Below are 16,429 nucleotides of genomic sequence, written 5' to 3'. Positions count from 1 at the left end.
CATGTTCATATTTCGTCCATTATTAATCAGCCTTGGCCTGTTAATCTCTGCCAATACACTGGCCCGCGAAGTCAACGTAACCGTGCCGCTGGATTATGGTCTGATTCGCAATGTGCTGATCAGCCAATTGTTCACCGGTGAAGGGCAATCCGCACGCTTATGGAAAGACGGCAAAGAGTGTAGTTTCCTGGATTTATCTAATCCGCAAATTGCAGGACAAAACGGACAAATCAAAATTGATAACGATGTGCATGCTAAATTCGGCGCCAAAATGGGTGGCAAATGCATGACGCTGGTGAAGTGGAATGGCATTTTAGAAACCCTGCAAAAACCCACGCTGGATAAAACCGGCACCGTACTCAGCTTTCCAGTCACCAGCACTAACGCATTCGACAGCAAAGGCCAAAAACTTGATATTGCTCAGCTGCAGGATCTGTTGCAGCAAGTGGTAGCGCCTAAACTAGCCGATTTAAAAATAGACCTGAACAAATCGCGTGACGACATCATCAAAACCCTGCTGCCCTATGTGCCGGCAGAAGACAGCGAACAACTGCATGACGCGGTCAACAGCCTGCGTTTTAACGGTGTTAAAGTCGATGACAAAAATATCTTGCTTAACCTGGGCTTCAAGGCCAATGTAAAACCTGCTGACACCCATCCGGTAGACGCCCTCAGTGCTGATGAATTACTGCAATGGCAAACCATTTGGCAAGACTGGCAAGCCTCTTTAGAAAAAGGTATAGATCAATTGCCGCTGACGAATGAAATGGCTGCCAACCGCGACACCCTGCACAATGTTTTACAAAATGCCGGCACAGCTTTTGAACAAGGCTTAACCGTTGACCACGAAAAAGACCATGATCCCGTCCGTCAATTTATCAACGAATCCTGGGATCAACTGGCCCCCTTGTTACGCAGCGTATCCCAACAGCTACCCGGTGCGGAGAGTTTGCGTTATTTAACCTTGATTGCCGCGACTGATTTGATGTACGAAGTCGAATCCATAGGCTCGCCGTTTGGCTTGGAGATCTCAGCCAACGGTTTACGCAAAATCGTTCGTAGCTACATTAAGCATAACGCAGGTCAGGCTTCATAAACCTTAGCGGGCCGGGGTTACAAACCCTGGCCTGCTCTCCATTTACAGCCTTTGATTTGTCATGTCCAGGCAGCTTGACTATAGTTAACCCGCATTCCGGCAAAAACCAAAACACTCACTAAACATTCCCTTTACCCCACATAATGGCTGACTTCCCGGGCAAACTCAGAGCCAAGTGCCTGTGTATAGACATTGAAACCGCCCGCCAAGACCGCTTACAGTTACGCGAAATCGGCGCTTATCGGCCCGATACCGATGTTCGCTTGCGGTTATCCGGCAAAGCTACTGATTTTGTTAGCAAACTGGATCGTATGACTGACGGCGCGGCTTTTGTGCTGGGCCATAATGTGATTGCCTTTGACCAGCCCGCATTGGCATTACTCCATCCTGACTTGGCATTACATGGCTTGCCATTGGTGGATACGCTGGAATTATCGCCGATCGCGTTTCCGCAGAATCCTTATCATCGCCTGGTAAAAGACTACAAGCTGTGCACCACCACCCGTAACGACCCGGTACGTGACGCCGAGCTGGCCTACGAACTGTTTATGGATCAAGATCAAGCCTTGCGGCAACGTGTGTTGGATCATCCTGAAGAAGTTCTGTGCCTTCACTTTCTATTGACAGCGGAAAACGGTAAAGGCCAGGCGAATTTCTTTGCTACCTTACGCGCAGCTTTGCGTCCAACGTTGACGGAAACCCAAGCCGCCTGGCAGCGTGCAACTGATGGCAAGGTTTGTATCACCGGCCAACAGCAGCTGATAAATCAATACCTGTCCGATCCAAGTTGGCATAAACCACTGGCTTATGTGTTGACTTGGTTGCGGGTTGCCGGTGCTAATTCCGTATTACCGCCCTGGGTTAGCCTGGCGTTTCCGAAAACCCGCAGTCTAATCGCGCTGTTACGTGACACGCGTTGCATCGACCCGGCATGTGCCTGGTGCCGGGAACAGCATGATTTGCACCAACTACTGCCGCGTTATTTTCCCGGCATGACTCAGTTTAGAGCCACCCCCACCACCCCGGATGGCTTATCGTTGCAACAAGTGATTGTCGAACATGGCTTTGCCGGCACTCCAACTTTGGCTATTCTGCCGACGGGCGGCGGTAAATCATTGTGTTTTCAATTACCGGCCCTGGCCAGGTTTTATCGTAACGGTAGTCTGACCGTGGTAATTTCGCCTTTGCAGTCTTTAATGAAAGACCAGGTCGATAATCTGGAAGCACACGGCATCACTTGCGCCGGTTACCTCAACAGCCTGCTCAATCCATTGGAACGCCGCATGATGCTGGATAAGTTGCGACTGGGTGATTTGGGCTTGATTTTCGTCGCCCCGGAACAATTCCGCAGCACAACCTTTACCAAGGCACTCATGCATAGAGAAGTGGGTGCCTGGGTATTCGATGAAGCCCACTGTCTATCCAAGTGGGGACATGACTTTCGGCCGGATTACCTGTACGTCTCCCGTTTCATCAAAACCCGGCAAAAAGACACGCCGTCGCCGGTTTTTTGTTTTACCGCCACCGCCAAGCCGGATGTGGTGCACGATATCGTCGAGCATTTTCATAATCGGCTGGGCATTAAATTGATAACACTGACCGGTGGCGTCAGTAGAGACAATCTACTGTACGAAGTGCATGCGGTGCCCGCGCAAGCCAAATACCCGGAAGTGTTACGCTTGCTGCAAGAGTCCTTACGTGACGACGGTGGCGCCATCGTCTTTTGTGCGCGGCAGAAAACCGTCGAAGAAATGGCCGAATTTCTAAAACAGGCCGAGCTGGATTGCGGTTATTTTCATGGCGGCATGCTGCCGGAACAAAAACGCCAGGTACAGGAAGCCTTTATCGCCGGTGAACTCCGCGTGATTGCCGCCACCAATGCATTTGGCATGGGCGTAGACAAGGCCGACGTTAGGCTGGTGATACATCTGGATACGCCGGGTTCATTGGAAAATTATCTGCAGGAAGCCGGTCGCGCCGGTCGCGACCAGTCACCGGCGCGCTGCATATTGCTGTTTGACGATACCGACCTGGATGTACAGTTTCGGCTGCTGCGCAATTCCCGCCTCACTCAACACGATATTTACGCGATACTGAAAGCCCTTAGAAGCATAGAAAAGAAAGACCGTAGCGAAGGCTCGGTAGTAGTGACCAGCGGTGAAATCCTGTTGGAAATTCCGGACAAACACGGCATCGATCCTGATGCCGCCGATGCCGACACCAAAGTCCGCATCGCGGTATCCTGGCTGGAAGAAGCTAGATTATTGCAGCGACAGGAAAATCATATCCGTGTTTTTCCCGGCAGTTTGCAAGTCGCTACACTGGATGAAGCCCGGACCTTGCTGGAGAAAAAGTTGGGGCCGAATACCGACATCGAGCCTTACATCAACATACTGTCCCAGTTGTTTTATAGCGAAGACGACGAAGGCATCAGTACCGATGATTTAATGCTGACCACCGGCCGTGATTCACATCAGGTGCAGCAAATGCTGCGTGATCTGGATAGACTGAAACTGCTGTCGAATGATACCGAACTGGGTGTCTTGCTGTACCGCGACCCCGATAGCGTTGACCGTCTCGAAGCCTTACGTAAGCTGGAAGACGCCCTGATTGCCAGTTTACGCGAAGCCGCGCCTGATGCCGATCAAGAGGAATGGCAAATCCTGAATATGCGGTATTTATGCGATAGCTTGCGACGCGACGCCGGCGTTGAATTGGAACCGGATAAACTGTCGCGGCTGATGAAATCATTTGCCGAAGCTTTTGGTAGCGGTGCCGGTCAACGGGGTTTTTTCGCCTTGCGTCCAGCTGGGTTGGATAGTCGGCGTGTGAAGCTACTGCGCAGTTGGCAGGATATCGACATTATCCGGCAGAAGCGTATGCGTTTGGCGCAAGCCTTAGTCAGCTACTTTATCGCTAAACGGCAAGGTAACAATCTGCTAGTCACCTGCAAACAGGGCGACCTGGAAGCCGCTTTACAGACTGACCTGACCTTGCAGGATTTGGATGTGCACGACTGGAATCTGGCCTTGGCAGCTACCTTGATCTATCTGGATAGCAACGAAGTGCTGCATCTGGCTCGCGGCAAAGCGATATTTCGTGCAGCGATGAACATACAACTGAATGCCGAGGCCAGACGGCGACAGTTTAAAAAATCGGATTACGCCGAGCTGGCATTGCATTACAAAGACAAAATCATCCAGGTACATGTGATGGCCGAATATGCCCGATTGGCAATGGGTAAAATTCAAGCCGCAATGACGTTTATTGTCGACTATTTTGGCATGGATAGAGACCTGTTTGTGCGCCGCTACTTTGCCGGTCGGCAGGATATTCTGGAAATAGCCACCACCGAAGCCTCGCATAGACGCATCCTGATCGACCTCAAAAATCCGCAACAACAAGCCATCGTAGCAGCGCCTATGGAAGGCAATCATTTGGTGTTGGCCGGTCCCGGTTCAGGCAAAACCAAAGTCATTGTGCATAGGGTCGCCTGGTTGCTGCGCGAATGCATGGTTTTACCGGAAGAGATCATAGTGTTGAGCTACAACCGTTCGGCAGCGGTTGAAATTCGCCAACGCTTGTGGGCGCTGGTCGGTGCCGATGCGGCAGGCGTATGCATACAAACCTTGCACGGTTTGGCCATGCGTTTGACCGGGATTAGTTATGCCGTAGCAGCCGAACGCGGGGAAGCTATCGATTTTCCTGCTGCGATTAAAACCGCCACGGCACAACTAACCAAAGCAGCCGCTAGCGATGAGATAGCATTATCAACTCATCGCGACCGTTTACTAGCGGGCTTGCGATATTTGTTGGTTGACGAATATCAAGACATCAATGCCGAACATTACGCGCTGATCAGCGCGCTGGCCGGACGTTCGCTAGCTGGTGAGGATGATAAGCTTTGGTTGCTGGCAGTCGGCGACGACGATCAAAATATTTACGCCTTCAGCGGTTCCAATGTAACTTTCATTAAACAATTCGCCAGCGACTATCAAGCCCAGACCTATTATCTGCTAGAGAATTACCGCTCCACGGCGCAGATTATTCATTGCGCCAATCGGGTTATCGCTCCCGCCCGAGAGCGCATGAAAACCCGGCAGAATATCCATGTCGATTACGCTCGCCGCGACGCGCCGGACGGCGGTGAGTTTGCGGCACTGGATAGCCTGACTCAAGGCCGGGTGCATATCATAGCAACGCCGCCGCAGTTATTTGTTGAGGTCGAGCTGGCACTGGCCGAATTGATACGATTGAATAAACTGAAAAACGCTGGCCAGATGAGCCACTGGGGTCGCTACGCGGTAATCGCCAGAAATTGGCAGGCGCTGGAGCCGATGGCGGCCTTGTGTCGTCTAAAAAACATCCCTGTGCAATTGCTGAAAGACGACTACTTGCTTGACTTGCACAGCACTCGTGAAGGCTTTAGCTTGCTATCGCTATTGAACAACCCGCAGACACGCCAACGAAAACCTCGCTTGCTGCTACGTTACGGCTTACTGTCACGTTGGTTCAGTCGCCGTTATCGACTACAGGTGAATGATCTTATCGAACATCCCTATCGGGCAATGCTGGCTCAATTCATTATTGAGTGCGAATCCACCACGCCGGGTTGTCAGCTTCGAGTAACCGATGTCATTGATGCGATTTATGAATTCCGTTCCGGCAGCCAATCTGCGGCCAGCCACAGACAGCATGCGCCGCTGCAACTGCTGACCGCCCATCGCGCCAAGGGATTGGAGTTCGATCATGTGCTGATCATGGACGCTGGCGGCTGGGAAATCACTAACGACGAAGAACGGCGCTTGTATTACGTGGCCATGACCCGGGCCCGCCTAACCTTAACCCTATGTGCCAGACAAGACAGTCCGCACGGCTTTATCCGCGACTGTGAAGAACTTTGCCTAAAATCGCAGCCTACGCCCACTCAACCGCATCAAGCACTAGGGCAACGCTGCTGGATGGCGAATCCTAAGCAAGTCGTATTATCCTGGCCCGGCTATTTCGCCGCGGATAAAGCCATTCATGCTGCCATTGCCGAACTGGATGTCGGTAGTGAATTGATTTTACAAGCCAGATCAGACGGTAAAACTGGCTGGGAACTGGCAACAGTTAAGGGAATAACCGTCACTCGCATGGCCCAGGCTTTTTCGCCACCAGCCGGTAAAATCAGCGCTGTAAAGGTTGCTGCTATCCTCGCTAGACATAAATCCCCCACCGATTCTAAAAACCTGCGCTGCAATTTTTGGGAAGTCGTGCTGCCGGAAATCAGTTACTCAGCTTAAGCCTGCTTTTGAGTCTACAAAAAAAAACGGATAAAAAAACTATTTGTTCTTTTTTTGTTTCTGTCTATACTTATCAAAAACAAATTGAGAACATTTTAGCGCCAGCTTGAACCTACCCAACGATCTCAAGCTAAGTCCGTTAAAAGCCTAAGCCCGCAACATAACCGTTGCTTAACTAAGCGATTCCATCAGGAGACAACATCATGATGAAACAATACGTTCATATGCGAGACCAAAAATCCAATCAAATAGCCATGCGCAGCCGTCAATTTAGACAATCTGCAATTAACATGCTGGAGGATGTGACTGTGCTGGTTGTATTATGGGGTCTGTATTTACTAACCAGCGCCAGCTAAGCTTACACGCATGTATCAGCTAAGTTTTTACGTCCCCGCCAGCCATCTGGAACTAGTCAAAAACGCCTTATTCGCCGCAGGTGCTGGGCAATATAAAGATTATGACCAGAGTGCCTGGCAAACACTAGGGCAAGGTCAATTTAGGCCGTTAACTACCAGCCAGCCCTACCAGGGAAAAATAGACCAGCTAGAAACCGTGGCTGAATACAAAGTGGAAATGATTTGTCTGGATCAGCATATCAAGCCTGCTATTGCTGCCTTATTAGCGGCTCATCCTTATCAACGACCCGCCTACGCAACTTATAAAATCTTGACTGCTGATGACTTGTAATGCCATCAGCAGAATTTTCATAAAATCAATCTGTTATGTCTGTGTCAGTCAATGGAAAAGGACTAATCAGCTAACTGACACCTGTTATCATCGCTTTGGAACTTGTCTATTTTTATTAAAGCCAAGGATAGCCAACAATACTGGGAATAGATGCTAGTATGCTGTTAATATCATGACAAAATGGATTTTTTGAATCCATAAACCGCAGTCAAACTTTCCAATATCAGAATGAAAATAACTTTTTTATTATTAGCTATTTTGTTAACAGGATGTTCAGCCAGCAGAGTTCAGGTCGATCCTATAGTTACTAATAATCAAGCCGTTACTTATGCCAGGGGTAACATTAAATTAAATTCTCAAACGGTTTTAAAACCCGAATTGACTATTCTCGATTACTCTTTGGATGAAATTCTTATTAGCCTTACTGTAACCAATACAACGAATGAAAGCATTTTATTTTCGGAGAAAAATCTAACAGTTGATTTAGTAGCTTCAGATACATCAGAAGTAGGCACTGTTTATACTTTTGACCAATTAGCCAAGGAAGCCGCTGATGGAGGATATGAGACGGCAGCTCAAGTCGGCAGTACCGCAGCCAGCATTGGCACTGGCTTCATCCCTTTTGGTAGTATTGCTTATTCTATTGGGAGATTGTTTTATTCTGTAGGCAGCCAAAGTGCAGCATCACATGAAGAAAATATTGATAAGCTGACTTATACGCAGTTAAATTCAACTTATTTGAGACAGCATACCCTTGAACCCGAGGCAAGTTATTCAGGTATTCTAAAGATCGGTTTTGCAGATGATATTAAAGCGGGGGATACGATTATTTTTACACTCTCTGCTGGCGGTGAAGTTGAAAAATTTACATTTAATTGCCAACCAGCAAAGGAATAATGTGCAGCCTGGGCGATTTCCAAGTGTCAATATAGCCAAATGACTCGCTATGTTTTCGCAGGAAATCGCCTGGTTAACTAGCTTTATTCTGGTTCATCCTCCTCTTTTGTGATCGACTCCAGAGATAACGAGGCCTGAGTGCTTTTTGCGCCCTCGACTTTGGGTGCGGTCGCAGAACCTAAGCCCTCGCTGAGGTTGATTTTTAATTTGAGGTTATTCGGCGAATCCGAGTTACTTAAAGCTTCTTCCAACGAAATCACGCCGCTTTTGTATAGCCTCATTAAATGACTATCGAAAGTTTGCATGCCGATGTTCTCTGATTTTTCCATCGCCTCTTTGATGCCGTGAACATCGCCTTTGTGAATTAAGTCACTGACCAGTTTGGTACCCAGCAGAATTTCGATAGCTGCCACGCGTTTACCTTCAACGGTTGGCACCAAGCGCTGGGAAATAAAGGCCTGTAAATTTAAAGACAAATCCATTAACAGTTGAGGACGGCGCTCTTCCGGGAAAAAATTGATAATTCTATCCAATGCTTGGTTAGCATTATTCGCGTGTAGGGTGGACAAACATAAATGACCGGTTTCGGCAAAAGCCAATGCATGTTCCATGGTTTCCTGGCTACGAATTTCGCCGATCAAAATTACATCCGGCGCTTGTCGGAGAGTATTTTTCAGCGCATCTTCATAACTTAAGGTGTCCACCCCCACTTCCCGCTGATTAACCAGGGATTTTTTATGCGGATGGATGAACTCGATGGGGTCTTCTATCGTGATGATATGCCCGGAGGCGTTACTGTTACGGTGATCGATTAAAGCGGCCAAAGAAGTCGATTTTCCGGAGCCGGTACCGCCGACAAATAAAATCAAACCGCGCTTTTCCATGATTTTGCTTTTCAAAATCTGCGGTAAACCCAGGGAATCGGCATTAGGAATATCCACTTTGATATTGCGTATCACCAAGGCATAACAATTGCGCTGTTTAAAGATATTCACCCTGAAGCGACCGATACCGGTTTCGCTGATGGCGAGATTCATTTCCGGCACATGTTCGAAACTGGCGCGCTGATCGGCATCCATAATGCTGTCGGCTATTTCTTTCAGGCGTTCATTATTAAGCTTGACGTTTTCTATCGGCTTCAGCACCCCCTGAAATTTCGCAGCCGCCGGAGCGCCGACTGTCAGATATAAATCGGAGCCGTCGTGCTGCACCAATATTTTCAAATAATCTTTAAATTCCATAATCAGCTCTGGTGTTTGTAAGAATGCAATTAAGTGTAGATTAATCGCGGCGTAAGTTAAGGTAGGTTGAAGCAAGTGAAGCCGAACAGCTATCGCGTATAATAGGTTTTTTTTGAAACACGTGTTATTGCAGTTATGAATCAACAACGAAAAGCCGTGGCGCTAATTTCCGGCGGCCTGGACTCCATGTTAGCCACTCAATCTATCCTGGAACAAGGCATCCATGTCGAAGGTATCAACTTTTTTACCGGGTTTTGCGTAGAGGGCCACACTCACGCTATTCGCAAACAGGATGCCGACAAACCCAAGCGCAATAATTCACTTTGGGTAGCGGAACAACTCGGCATAAAGCTGCACATCATCGATGTGATTGAAGAGTACAAACAGGTATTACTTAATCCTAAGCATGGCTACGGTGCCAACATGAATCCTTGCCTGGATTGCAAGATTTTCATGGTCAACAAAGCCAAACAATGGATGGCGGAAAATGGCTTCGATTTTATCATCACCGGCGAAGTAGTCGGTCAACGCCCGATGTCGCAGCGCAAACAAACTATGCCGATAGTCTCTGCCGAATCCGGTGCTAACGATTTACTGGTCAGACCGTTGTCTGCGCAAAACCTTCCAGCTACACTACCTGAGAGGGAAGACTGGATCAGCCGTGAAAAAATGTTCGATTTCAGCGGTCGCTCCCGTAAGCCGCAAATGGCATTGGCCAAAGAATATAATTTCACCGATTACGCTCAACCGGCTGGCGGTTGCTGTTTTTTGACCGATGCAGCTTATTCCAAAAAACTGGTGGATTTATGGCAAGCGCGCGGCAATCGCGACTATGAGCTAGACGATGTGATGTTATTGAAAGTGGGCCGACATATTCGCCCTAAACCGCATTTCAAAGTTATTATTGCCCGTGAAGATGGCGAGGCACGCTTTCTGAGTGGCTATAAAAAAGAGTTTATCAGCATGAACTGCGCTAGCCACCGTGGGCCGCTAGCCTTAATTGATGGTACGCCGACAGAAGAAGACCTGTACCTAGCCGGGCAAATTACTGCCCGTTACGGACAGGGTCGCGAGGCTGAAATGGTTGAAGTCACCCTACGCAACCAACAGGGTGAAGAGCGCAATATACAAGTCAAGCCTTTAACGGCAGAGCAAATCCCCGCAGCGTGGTTTGTATGAGTCATGAAACCTTAAATGCTCGCCGCTTGCTGTGCCCGTTACCGGTGATTCGCACACAAGATAAAGTCAAAACACTGCAAAACGGTGACATTCTGACAGTCGAGTGCACAGACCCTGGCGTGATGCAGGATATTCCAGCCTGGTGCCGTATAAACGGCCACAAAGTACTGGAAACAAAGGCCGACGACGGCGAATATATCATTGTTTTAGAAGTAGTTTAATTTTAGTTTTAGGTGAAGACATGGCAGTAGGACAATGTGATTTCCCCATCATGCATGCCGTCAAAGGTATCAAACTGGGTACCAGCAATGCCGGCATTAAACAAACTCAGCGTGATGATATTTTAGTCATCGAAATGGCAGACACAGGCTGTTGTGCTGCAGTGTTTACCCAAAACGCATTTTGTGCAGCACCAGTTTTAATCGCCCGCGACCATCTGACGCAAGAACCTCGTTGGTTACTGATTAACTCAGGCAATGCCAATGCCGGCACCGGCAAGCAAGGTTTACAAGACGCTTTTGCCAGCTGCGCATCACTGGCCGGCGAAGTGGAAGGTATTGCTCAACAGATTTTGCCTTTTTCCACCGGCGTGATTGGCGAGCCGCTTCCAGTGTCAAAACTGACTGCAGCGCTTCCTGCAGCAGTCGAAAATCTACATGAAACCCATTGGGACAGGGCAGCCCGCGCCATCATGACCACAGATACCTTTGCCAAAGGCGCATCGCTGGTTATCGAAATCGCAGGCTGTCCGGTCACTATCACCGGCATTTCCAAAGGTGCCGGTATGATCCAGCCTAATATGGCCACCATGCTGGGTTTTATCGCTACCGATGCCAAAATCGAGCCCGCCCTTTTGCAACAATGCTTATCGGCTGCTGCCGAGACCTCGTTCAACCGTATCACCGTGGATGGCGACACTTCAACTAATGACGCCTGTGTATTATTAGCCAGCGGCTGCAGCGACGCGGCTGAGATTTTGGCCGACACCCCGGAATATGCCAAGTTTGCGGCCGCCATAACCACGGTTTGCAAGCGCCTGGCAGAATTAATCATTCGCGATGGTGAAGGCGCGACCAAACTAATCAAGATTGTCGTTGAACAAGCGCAAACCAGTGCCGAGGCGGTACAAGTTGCCAAAACTATCGCCCATTCACCGCTGGTAAAAACGGCTTTTTTCGCCAGCGATCCTAATTGGGGCCGAATTTTGGCTGCAGTAGGCCGGTCAGGCCTAGAAGACATGGACTTGGATAAAATCGAAATTTATCTAGGCACGGTTTGCATCGTTGAAAACGGTGGCCGCTCACCAGGTTATACCGAACAAGATGGCCAACGCGTAATGAATCAGGAGGAGATAACCGTTACGGTTCGTCTTGGTCGCGGCGAGGCACGCGAAGAAGTACTGACTTGTGACTTTTCTTATGATTACGTACGTATCAACGCTGAATACCGCACCTAAATGACAAACTGCAGGGCCTTACATGTCGCCGTCGGCGTCGTGCGGGATGACGATGGTAGAATTTTACTAACTCAGCGCGCCAAGCATGTGCATCAGGGTGGGTTATGGGAATTTCCTGGCGGCAAACTGGACCCGGGTGAGAGCGTATTTCAGGCTTTACAGCGAGAATTACAGGAAGAAGTCGGCATTGATGTACTCGACGCCCAGCCGTTGATTAAAATCAACCACCAGTATCCCGATCTAGCTGTATTACTGGATGTTTGGCAAGTTAAGCGGTTTTCCGGTCTTGCTTCGGCTCTTGAGGGCCAAGCCATGCAATGGGTTACGCCGCAGCAATTATCTGAATTCGATTTTCCGGCGGCCAATCTGCCCATTATTACCGCCTCTCGCCTACCTGATCGTTATGCCATCCTGGAAGGCCATACTACACAACAGGTTTTAGGCCATCTGGATAAAATAATTCGAAACCAGGTGAGCTTGCTGCAATTGCGAATCAAATCCCTGCCGCATGCTGAAATCGAAACGGTATACCGTGCCGTGTGGGCTAAATGCCGGCAACACAGCATACGTTTGTTGATCAATTCCGATCTGCCGCTTTCTCATGCAACAGCCGATGGCATTCATCTTAGCAGCCGGGCACTGCTTGCCCGTCAAACCCGCCCAAAAGCTCATGAATGGGTGGCAGCCTCCTGCCATAATTTGCCAGAGCTGAAACATGCGGAAAATATTGGTGTGGATTTTGTGGTGCTGGCGCCGATATTGCCTACGTCAACGCATCCCGATGCCATGTCATTAGGTTGGAAGAACATGACGGCATTAATCGAGCAAGTGAATCTGCCGGTGTTCGCCTTAGGTGGCTTGAATATGCAGGATGTTAATCAGATTTTGCACGCCGGCGGCCAAGGCATCGCCGGCATTAGCGCCTTTTTGAGCTAACGCTTAATCAATACTCAGAATCCGGCTGATCTGCATCGAAGTCCGGCAAAGCTGGTTCTCCAGGCACTTTATGCGCTTCGGTAGCCCAGTCGCCTAAATCGATTAGTTTGCAACGATAACTGCAAAATGGCTTAAATTGCTGCTCTGCCACCCACGGTACTGGGGTTTTACAGGTCGGACAAGCTACCGAAAAAACTTGCTGATCAGTCATTAAACTGCACACCGTGACAAGGTAAAGGAAATATCATCCTTAGTTTGAACGGGCCGGTTTTCATCATTAGACGGCTTAAGAAACCGTATGCTAAACCGATGTTTGCCACCACTGATTTCCGCAAAACTATGCACCGAAACCGGTATACCCACGCGCAATAATTGTACCGGATGGGCTTGGTCCAATGCCAATTGAAAAAAACCTGCTTGGGCAATTTCCTGTTTTGGCATACTGCTTTGACGAATGAATCCCAAAACAAGGTCAATCGCAATACGGATATCGACAAAAGGTTGCATCCACTGATCTAAATCTTTTTGCTGCTCCTCTTGACTCTGTTCCAACCAGTAATGAAATGCCGGCAAATCGAACGAACAACTACCACCTGGAATGGCGCTACGCTGGGAAATACTTTGAAACAAACCACTCTCCAATACACTAGCCCCCACCTTGCCGGTGGTGTTATACAAATTGCGGCTGGCTTGACCAAGTTCGGCGAGAATGCTTTGTAGTTTCTGGTTATCAACGTCTTGGCTGCTACTCAAATGACCCAGCACCTTGGCGTGTCGCTCCAGTTCCTTAATCAATTCAGACTTAAGATCACTACGACCAAATATGGTCAGAATATCCAACAACGTGTTAATGGCCGCTCGCTTGTCAAAAATTGAGCTGCCTGTCATGAAATGACTAAGCTGTTGGAATAATTGCTCCAGGCGCATAAACACCCGAATTCGTTCGTTAAGTGGGAATTCGTAAATCGTTTGCGTATTCAAGCCGAAGTTATCCCTGAGGTGGCTAATAAAAGATAAGAATTGTGCAGACTTTTGACCTGTTCTGCAAGGCCGGTCTGGCTGGCTGAATTATCGATTACATCATCTGCGGCAGCCAAACGGGTCTCTCTAGCGGCTTGCAAAGCGATAATAGCTTCGGCTTGCTCAGTGCTGACATTGTCTCTGGCTATCACACGCTTTAACTGAATAAATGGTGGACAATCCACCACCAACACCCTGTCCACCGCATGTTTTTTTTGCGTTTCTAACAATAAAGGAATTGCCATAATGCAATAAGCTGTTTGCAAATTCGCTATCTGTGTTTCGATTTCGGCATAAATCAGCGGGTGCATAATCGCATCCAGCTTTTGCTTATTGAGCAAATCGCTGAAAGCCAGCTGCCTGAGTAGAGCGCGATTCAACGAGCCATCTTGCTCAATGATAGATAGACCAAAAACCTCGGCCAGTTTAGTTAAAGCGGGTTGACCTGGCGCCACCAATTGGCGGGCAATCACATCGGCATCGACTATGGGCATGCCTAATTCAGCGAACAAATCGCAAACTGTCGACTTTCCGCTGCCAATGCCACCTGTCAGGCCTACTCTTAACATGAATTAAAGCCCGACAAAATTCAGGTAAAAATCATTAATATCATTACCCCATATCAATGCCAGCCAGCCAGCTGCGGCCAAATAAGGCCCGAATGGAATGGGTTTAGCTGCATCATGCTGACGAAATACGATCATCAGCACACCTATTACCGCCCCAACTAAAGACGACAACAAAATAATTAGTGGCAAATACTGCCAGCCTAACCATGCGCCCAACAAAGCCAGTAATTTGAAGTCCCCGTAACCCATACCTTCCTTACCGGTTAGTATTTTAAATAAGTGATATACACCCCAAAGACTTAAGTAGCCTGCAACTGCCCCGATAATACTGGCATGACTATCGGTATAAATCGAAAACAGACTTAAAAACAAACCCAGCCATAACATCGGCAAGGTAATAGAATCTGGTAATAATTGATGATCAATGTCGATAAAACTTAAAGCGATCAGACTCCAGGTCAGTAATAAGCCAAATAACATGGCAGGACCATAACCAAAATGCCATGCCACCACAGCCGAACATACTCCGGTAAAGGTTTCAATCAAAGGATATCGCATTGAAATAGCTGCAGCACAATGCCCGCACTTGCCACGCAACCAAAGATAACTGAACACAGGGATATTTTGATACGCTTTGATTTCGGTTTGGCAGCTAGGGCAACGCGAACCGGGCAATATAAGATCAAACCGCTCCCCCGGCTGTTCAGCCGGCAGCTGTAAAAATTCCAAACAATCCCGCCGCCAACCGGTTTGCATCATCACCGGCAAACGGTAGATGACCACATTCAAAAAACTGCCTACCAACAAACCCAGAATAGAAACCAGGCAAATAAGTAAAGTCGGTGATTGTTGTAAGATTGTCTGTAGCATGGCCTGAAATGAAGTGTGTTTATTTTGCAGCGATACCTATTAACCAAGCACCGCTAACGGATTGTGGGTTGCACAGGTTTCTACAAAACCTTAGGAAAAATGTATTTCAGTTGCATTAAATATAAATAAGGATTTCGCCAAAATTAACTTCCGCTTATGGTTCCCATGCTCCGCGTGGGAACGATGCGCTTGGATTTCGGGATGTTATTTCCAACCATATCCTAAGCCAATGATTGCATTCTTTTTTCTGGCTTGTCTTTCTTCATAGTTATCTTTTTTCAAGTTTGCGACAAGATCGGCTAATTTATTCAAAATTCAAGCTTATTTCGGCAAAAGTGAAACACAAAACAGCATCTGCTCAGATCACTCAAATTGCCGAGCAAATTTTATAGCTGTAAGTTACTTTTTCAATCTTACAAAAAATACCCGCAAAGAGATAACTTGTTAAAATTTAAAATGTTTTTATCATTGTTAATTATAGCCCATGAGTGGGGCTAATGTTAATCCCAAAGATTTCAAGTAAGATCCGCTATAGCCGACTAAGTTGATGATTTCGCATCGTTCCTACGCTTCGCGTCACTGCCATTAAGTTAAGGAAGAACAATCCCTTCTCCCTCCGGGAGAAGGTTAGGATGAGGGGATTAAATAAAGCTTTTTTGCCTTATTATAAATCTCCTCTCCCCAACCCTCTCCAGCAGGAGAGGGAGCTTTTTCTTAACTTAATGGCATTGACGCAAAGCATGGGAATCATAAGCGGAAGTTAAATTTGGCGAAATCCTAAGTTGATGATTTTCTATTTTTTTAGTATCTATTTTTGATCCTGTGCGGCATGCATATTTTGATTGAATTCTATAAAGGTAATCCAGCTATTACACAAACTTTGCGGACGACTGGGCCGACAAACCTGGCCGTCAGCGTTATCACCCAATCAGACTTGAATTTGTATTCTTAACGGGCATCAACTAACTTAACTATTTCCAATCTCTCAGCAAACATCACAGTCCAAAGGATCATGGATCAATTAACCGATTTAAAAGCCATATTACATTCCAAACGGGCCAATATTTATTACCTGGAAAAGTGCCGAGTGATGCAAAAAGATGGTCGCGTACTCTATCTGACAGAATCCAAGGATGAAAACCAGTATTGGAATATTCCCATCGCCAATACAACTGTGATTTTATTGGGCACAG

Annotated in this window: 14 protein-coding genes and 1 pseudogene; 10 read left to right on the top strand and 5 right to left on the bottom strand. The window is 47.7% G+C overall.

Going from position 1 to position 16,429, the window contains the following annotated elements; genetic code table 11:
• Position 1: 1 nt before the first annotated feature.
• From A1359_RS17190 to A1359_RS17175, 5 genes are all read left to right on the top strand, one after another.
• Entirely contained in the window at positions 2–1,096 is a 1,095-nt protein-coding gene (locus tag A1359_RS17190) for a hypothetical protein (RefSeq protein WP_066986035.1), read from the top strand.
• A gap of 143 nt (positions 1,097–1,239) precedes the next feature.
• Positions 1,240–6,381 (top strand): RecQ family ATP-dependent DNA helicase, encoded by a 5,142-nt coding sequence (locus A1359_RS17185; protein ID WP_066986033.1) that lies wholly within the window; start codon positions 1,240–1,242, stop codon positions 6,379–6,381.
• A gap of 203 nt (positions 6,382–6,584) precedes the next feature.
• Positions 6,585–6,737, top strand: a complete 153-nt coding sequence (locus tag A1359_RS22905; protein WP_198159393.1) for a hypothetical protein — start codon at positions 6,585–6,587, stop codon at positions 6,735–6,737.
• Between the two features lie 10 nt (positions 6,738–6,747).
• Positions 6,748–7,068 (top strand): NGG1p interacting factor NIF3, encoded by a 321-nt coding sequence (locus A1359_RS17180; protein WP_066986030.1) that lies wholly within the window; start codon positions 6,748–6,750, stop codon positions 7,066–7,068.
• A 228-nt stretch (positions 7,069–7,296) separates the two neighbouring features.
• Positions 7,297–7,965 carry a hypothetical protein gene (locus A1359_RS17175; protein ID WP_066986027.1) on the top strand — a complete coding sequence of 223 codons (669 nt, stop codon included), beginning with the start codon at positions 7,297–7,299 and terminating at the stop codon, positions 7,963–7,965.
• 83 nt (positions 7,966–8,048) lie between these two features.
• Here A1359_RS17175 and A1359_RS17170 read toward each other — a convergent pair whose 3' ends face one another.
• Positions 8,049–9,206, bottom strand: coding sequence for a PilT/PilU family type 4a pilus ATPase (locus A1359_RS17170; protein ID WP_066986024.1), 1,158 nt, complete (start codon positions 9,204–9,206; stop codon positions 8,049–8,051).
• Between the two features lie 135 nt (positions 9,207–9,341).
• Here A1359_RS17170 and A1359_RS17165 point away from each other — a divergent pair, with 135 nt between their 5' ends.
• From A1359_RS17165 to A1359_RS17150, 4 genes are read left to right on the top strand one after another with little or no spacing between them, the layout of a single operon-like run.
• Positions 9,342–10,385, top strand: coding sequence for a tRNA (5-methylaminomethyl-2-thiouridylate)-methyltransferase (locus A1359_RS17165; protein ID WP_066986021.1), 1,044 nt, complete (start codon positions 9,342–9,344; stop codon positions 10,383–10,385).
• Positions 10,382–10,606: a sulfurtransferase TusA family protein gene (locus tag A1359_RS17160; protein ID WP_066986019.1), complete on the top strand. Its 225-nt coding sequence runs from the start codon at positions 10,382–10,384 to the stop codon at positions 10,604–10,606. Before A1359_RS17165 ends, A1359_RS17160 begins: the two co-directional genes overlap by 4 nt.
• A gap of 20 nt (positions 10,607–10,626) precedes the next feature.
• Positions 10,627–11,841, top strand: a complete 1,215-nt coding sequence (gene argJ / locus A1359_RS17155; RefSeq protein WP_066986016.1) for a bifunctional glutamate N-acetyltransferase/amino-acid acetyltransferase ArgJ — start codon at positions 10,627–10,629, stop codon at positions 11,839–11,841.
• Complete coding sequence (locus tag A1359_RS17150) at positions 11,842–12,777, top strand: Nudix family hydrolase (RefSeq protein ID WP_066986013.1); 936 nt, start codon at positions 11,842–11,844, stop codon at positions 12,775–12,777.
• 7 nt (positions 12,778–12,784) lie between these two features.
• On the opposite strand, the gene A1359_RS17145 is transcribed toward A1359_RS17150, so the two are convergent.
• The 4 genes from A1359_RS17145 to A1359_RS17130 are packed head-to-tail and all read right to left on the bottom strand — an operon-like array spanning position 12,785 to position 15,236.
• Positions 12,785–12,988 (bottom strand): DNA gyrase inhibitor YacG, encoded by a 204-nt coding sequence (locus A1359_RS17145; RefSeq protein WP_066986009.1) that lies wholly within the window; start codon positions 12,986–12,988, stop codon positions 12,785–12,787.
• Positions 12,988–13,758: a cell division protein ZapD gene (zapD, locus tag A1359_RS17140; protein WP_066986005.1), complete on the bottom strand. Its 771-nt coding sequence runs from the start codon at positions 13,756–13,758 to the stop codon at positions 12,988–12,990. Before zapD ends, A1359_RS17145 begins: the two co-directional genes overlap by 1 nt.
• Complete coding sequence (gene coaE / locus A1359_RS17135; RefSeq protein ID WP_066986002.1) at positions 13,755–14,366, bottom strand: dephospho-CoA kinase; 612 nt, start codon at positions 14,364–14,366, stop codon at positions 13,755–13,757. The genes zapD and coaE overlap by 4 nt, the downstream gene beginning before the upstream one ends.
• A 3-nt stretch (positions 14,367–14,369) precedes the next feature.
• Positions 14,370–15,236 (bottom strand): prepilin peptidase, encoded by an 867-nt coding sequence (locus tag A1359_RS17130; protein WP_066985999.1) that lies wholly within the window; start codon positions 15,234–15,236, stop codon positions 14,370–14,372.
• A 1,012-nt stretch (positions 15,237–16,248) separates the two neighbouring features.
• On the opposite strand from A1359_RS17130, the pseudogene A1359_RS17125 reads away from it, so the two are divergent.
• Positions 16,249–16,429, top strand: a pseudogene (locus A1359_RS17125) (type I-F CRISPR-associated endonuclease Cas1f); the annotation flags it as partial.

Source organism: Methylomonas lenta (genome assembly GCF_001644015.1).
GTDB lineage: Bacteria > Pseudomonadota > Gammaproteobacteria > Methylococcales > Methylomonadaceae > Methylomonas > Methylomonas lenta.
Note: the sequence above shows the minus strand (reverse complement) of the source record. Positions and strands in the feature narration are given on the sequence as shown.

Bases quoted from the DNA above. Each gene is read 5' to 3' on its own strand.
- A1359_RS17180 (WP_066986030.1), top strand. From the start codon at position 6,748: ATGTATCAGCTAAGTTTTTACGTCCCCGCCAGCCATCTGGAACTAGTC.
- coaE (WP_066986002.1), bottom strand. From the start codon at position 14,366: ATGTTAAGAGTAGGCCTGACAGGTGGCATTGGCAGCGGAAAGTCGACA.
- A1359_RS17165 (WP_066986021.1), top strand. From the start codon at position 9,342: ATGAATCAACAACGAAAAGCCGTGGCGCTAATTTCCGGCGGCCTGGAC.
- A1359_RS17145 (WP_066986009.1), bottom strand. From the start codon at position 12,988: ATGACTGATCAGCAAGTTTTTTCGGTAGCTTGTCCGACCTGTAAAACC.
- A1359_RS17190 (WP_066986035.1), top strand. From the start codon at position 2: ATGTTCATATTTCGTCCATTATTAATCAGCCTTGGCCTGTTAATCTCT.
- A1359_RS17175 (WP_066986027.1), top strand. From the start codon at position 7,297: ATGAAAATAACTTTTTTATTATTAGCTATTTTGTTAACAGGATGTTCA.
- A1359_RS17185 (WP_066986033.1), top strand. From the start codon at position 1,240: ATGGCTGACTTCCCGGGCAAACTCAGAGCCAAGTGCCTGTGTATAGAC.
- A1359_RS17150 (WP_066986013.1), top strand. From the start codon at position 11,842: ATGACAAACTGCAGGGCCTTACATGTCGCCGTCGGCGTCGTGCGGGAT.
- A1359_RS17160 (WP_066986019.1), top strand. From the start codon at position 10,382: ATGAGTCATGAAACCTTAAATGCTCGCCGCTTGCTGTGCCCGTTACCG.
- A1359_RS22905 (WP_198159393.1), top strand. From the start codon at position 6,585: ATGATGAAACAATACGTTCATATGCGAGACCAAAAATCCAATCAAATA.
- argJ (WP_066986016.1), top strand. From the start codon at position 10,627: ATGGCAGTAGGACAATGTGATTTCCCCATCATGCATGCCGTCAAAGGT.
- A1359_RS17170 (WP_066986024.1), bottom strand. From the start codon at position 9,206: ATGGAATTTAAAGATTATTTGAAAATATTGGTGCAGCACGACGGCTCC.
- A1359_RS17130 (WP_066985999.1), bottom strand. From the start codon at position 15,236: ATGCTACAGACAATCTTACAACAATCACCGACTTTACTTATTTGCCTG.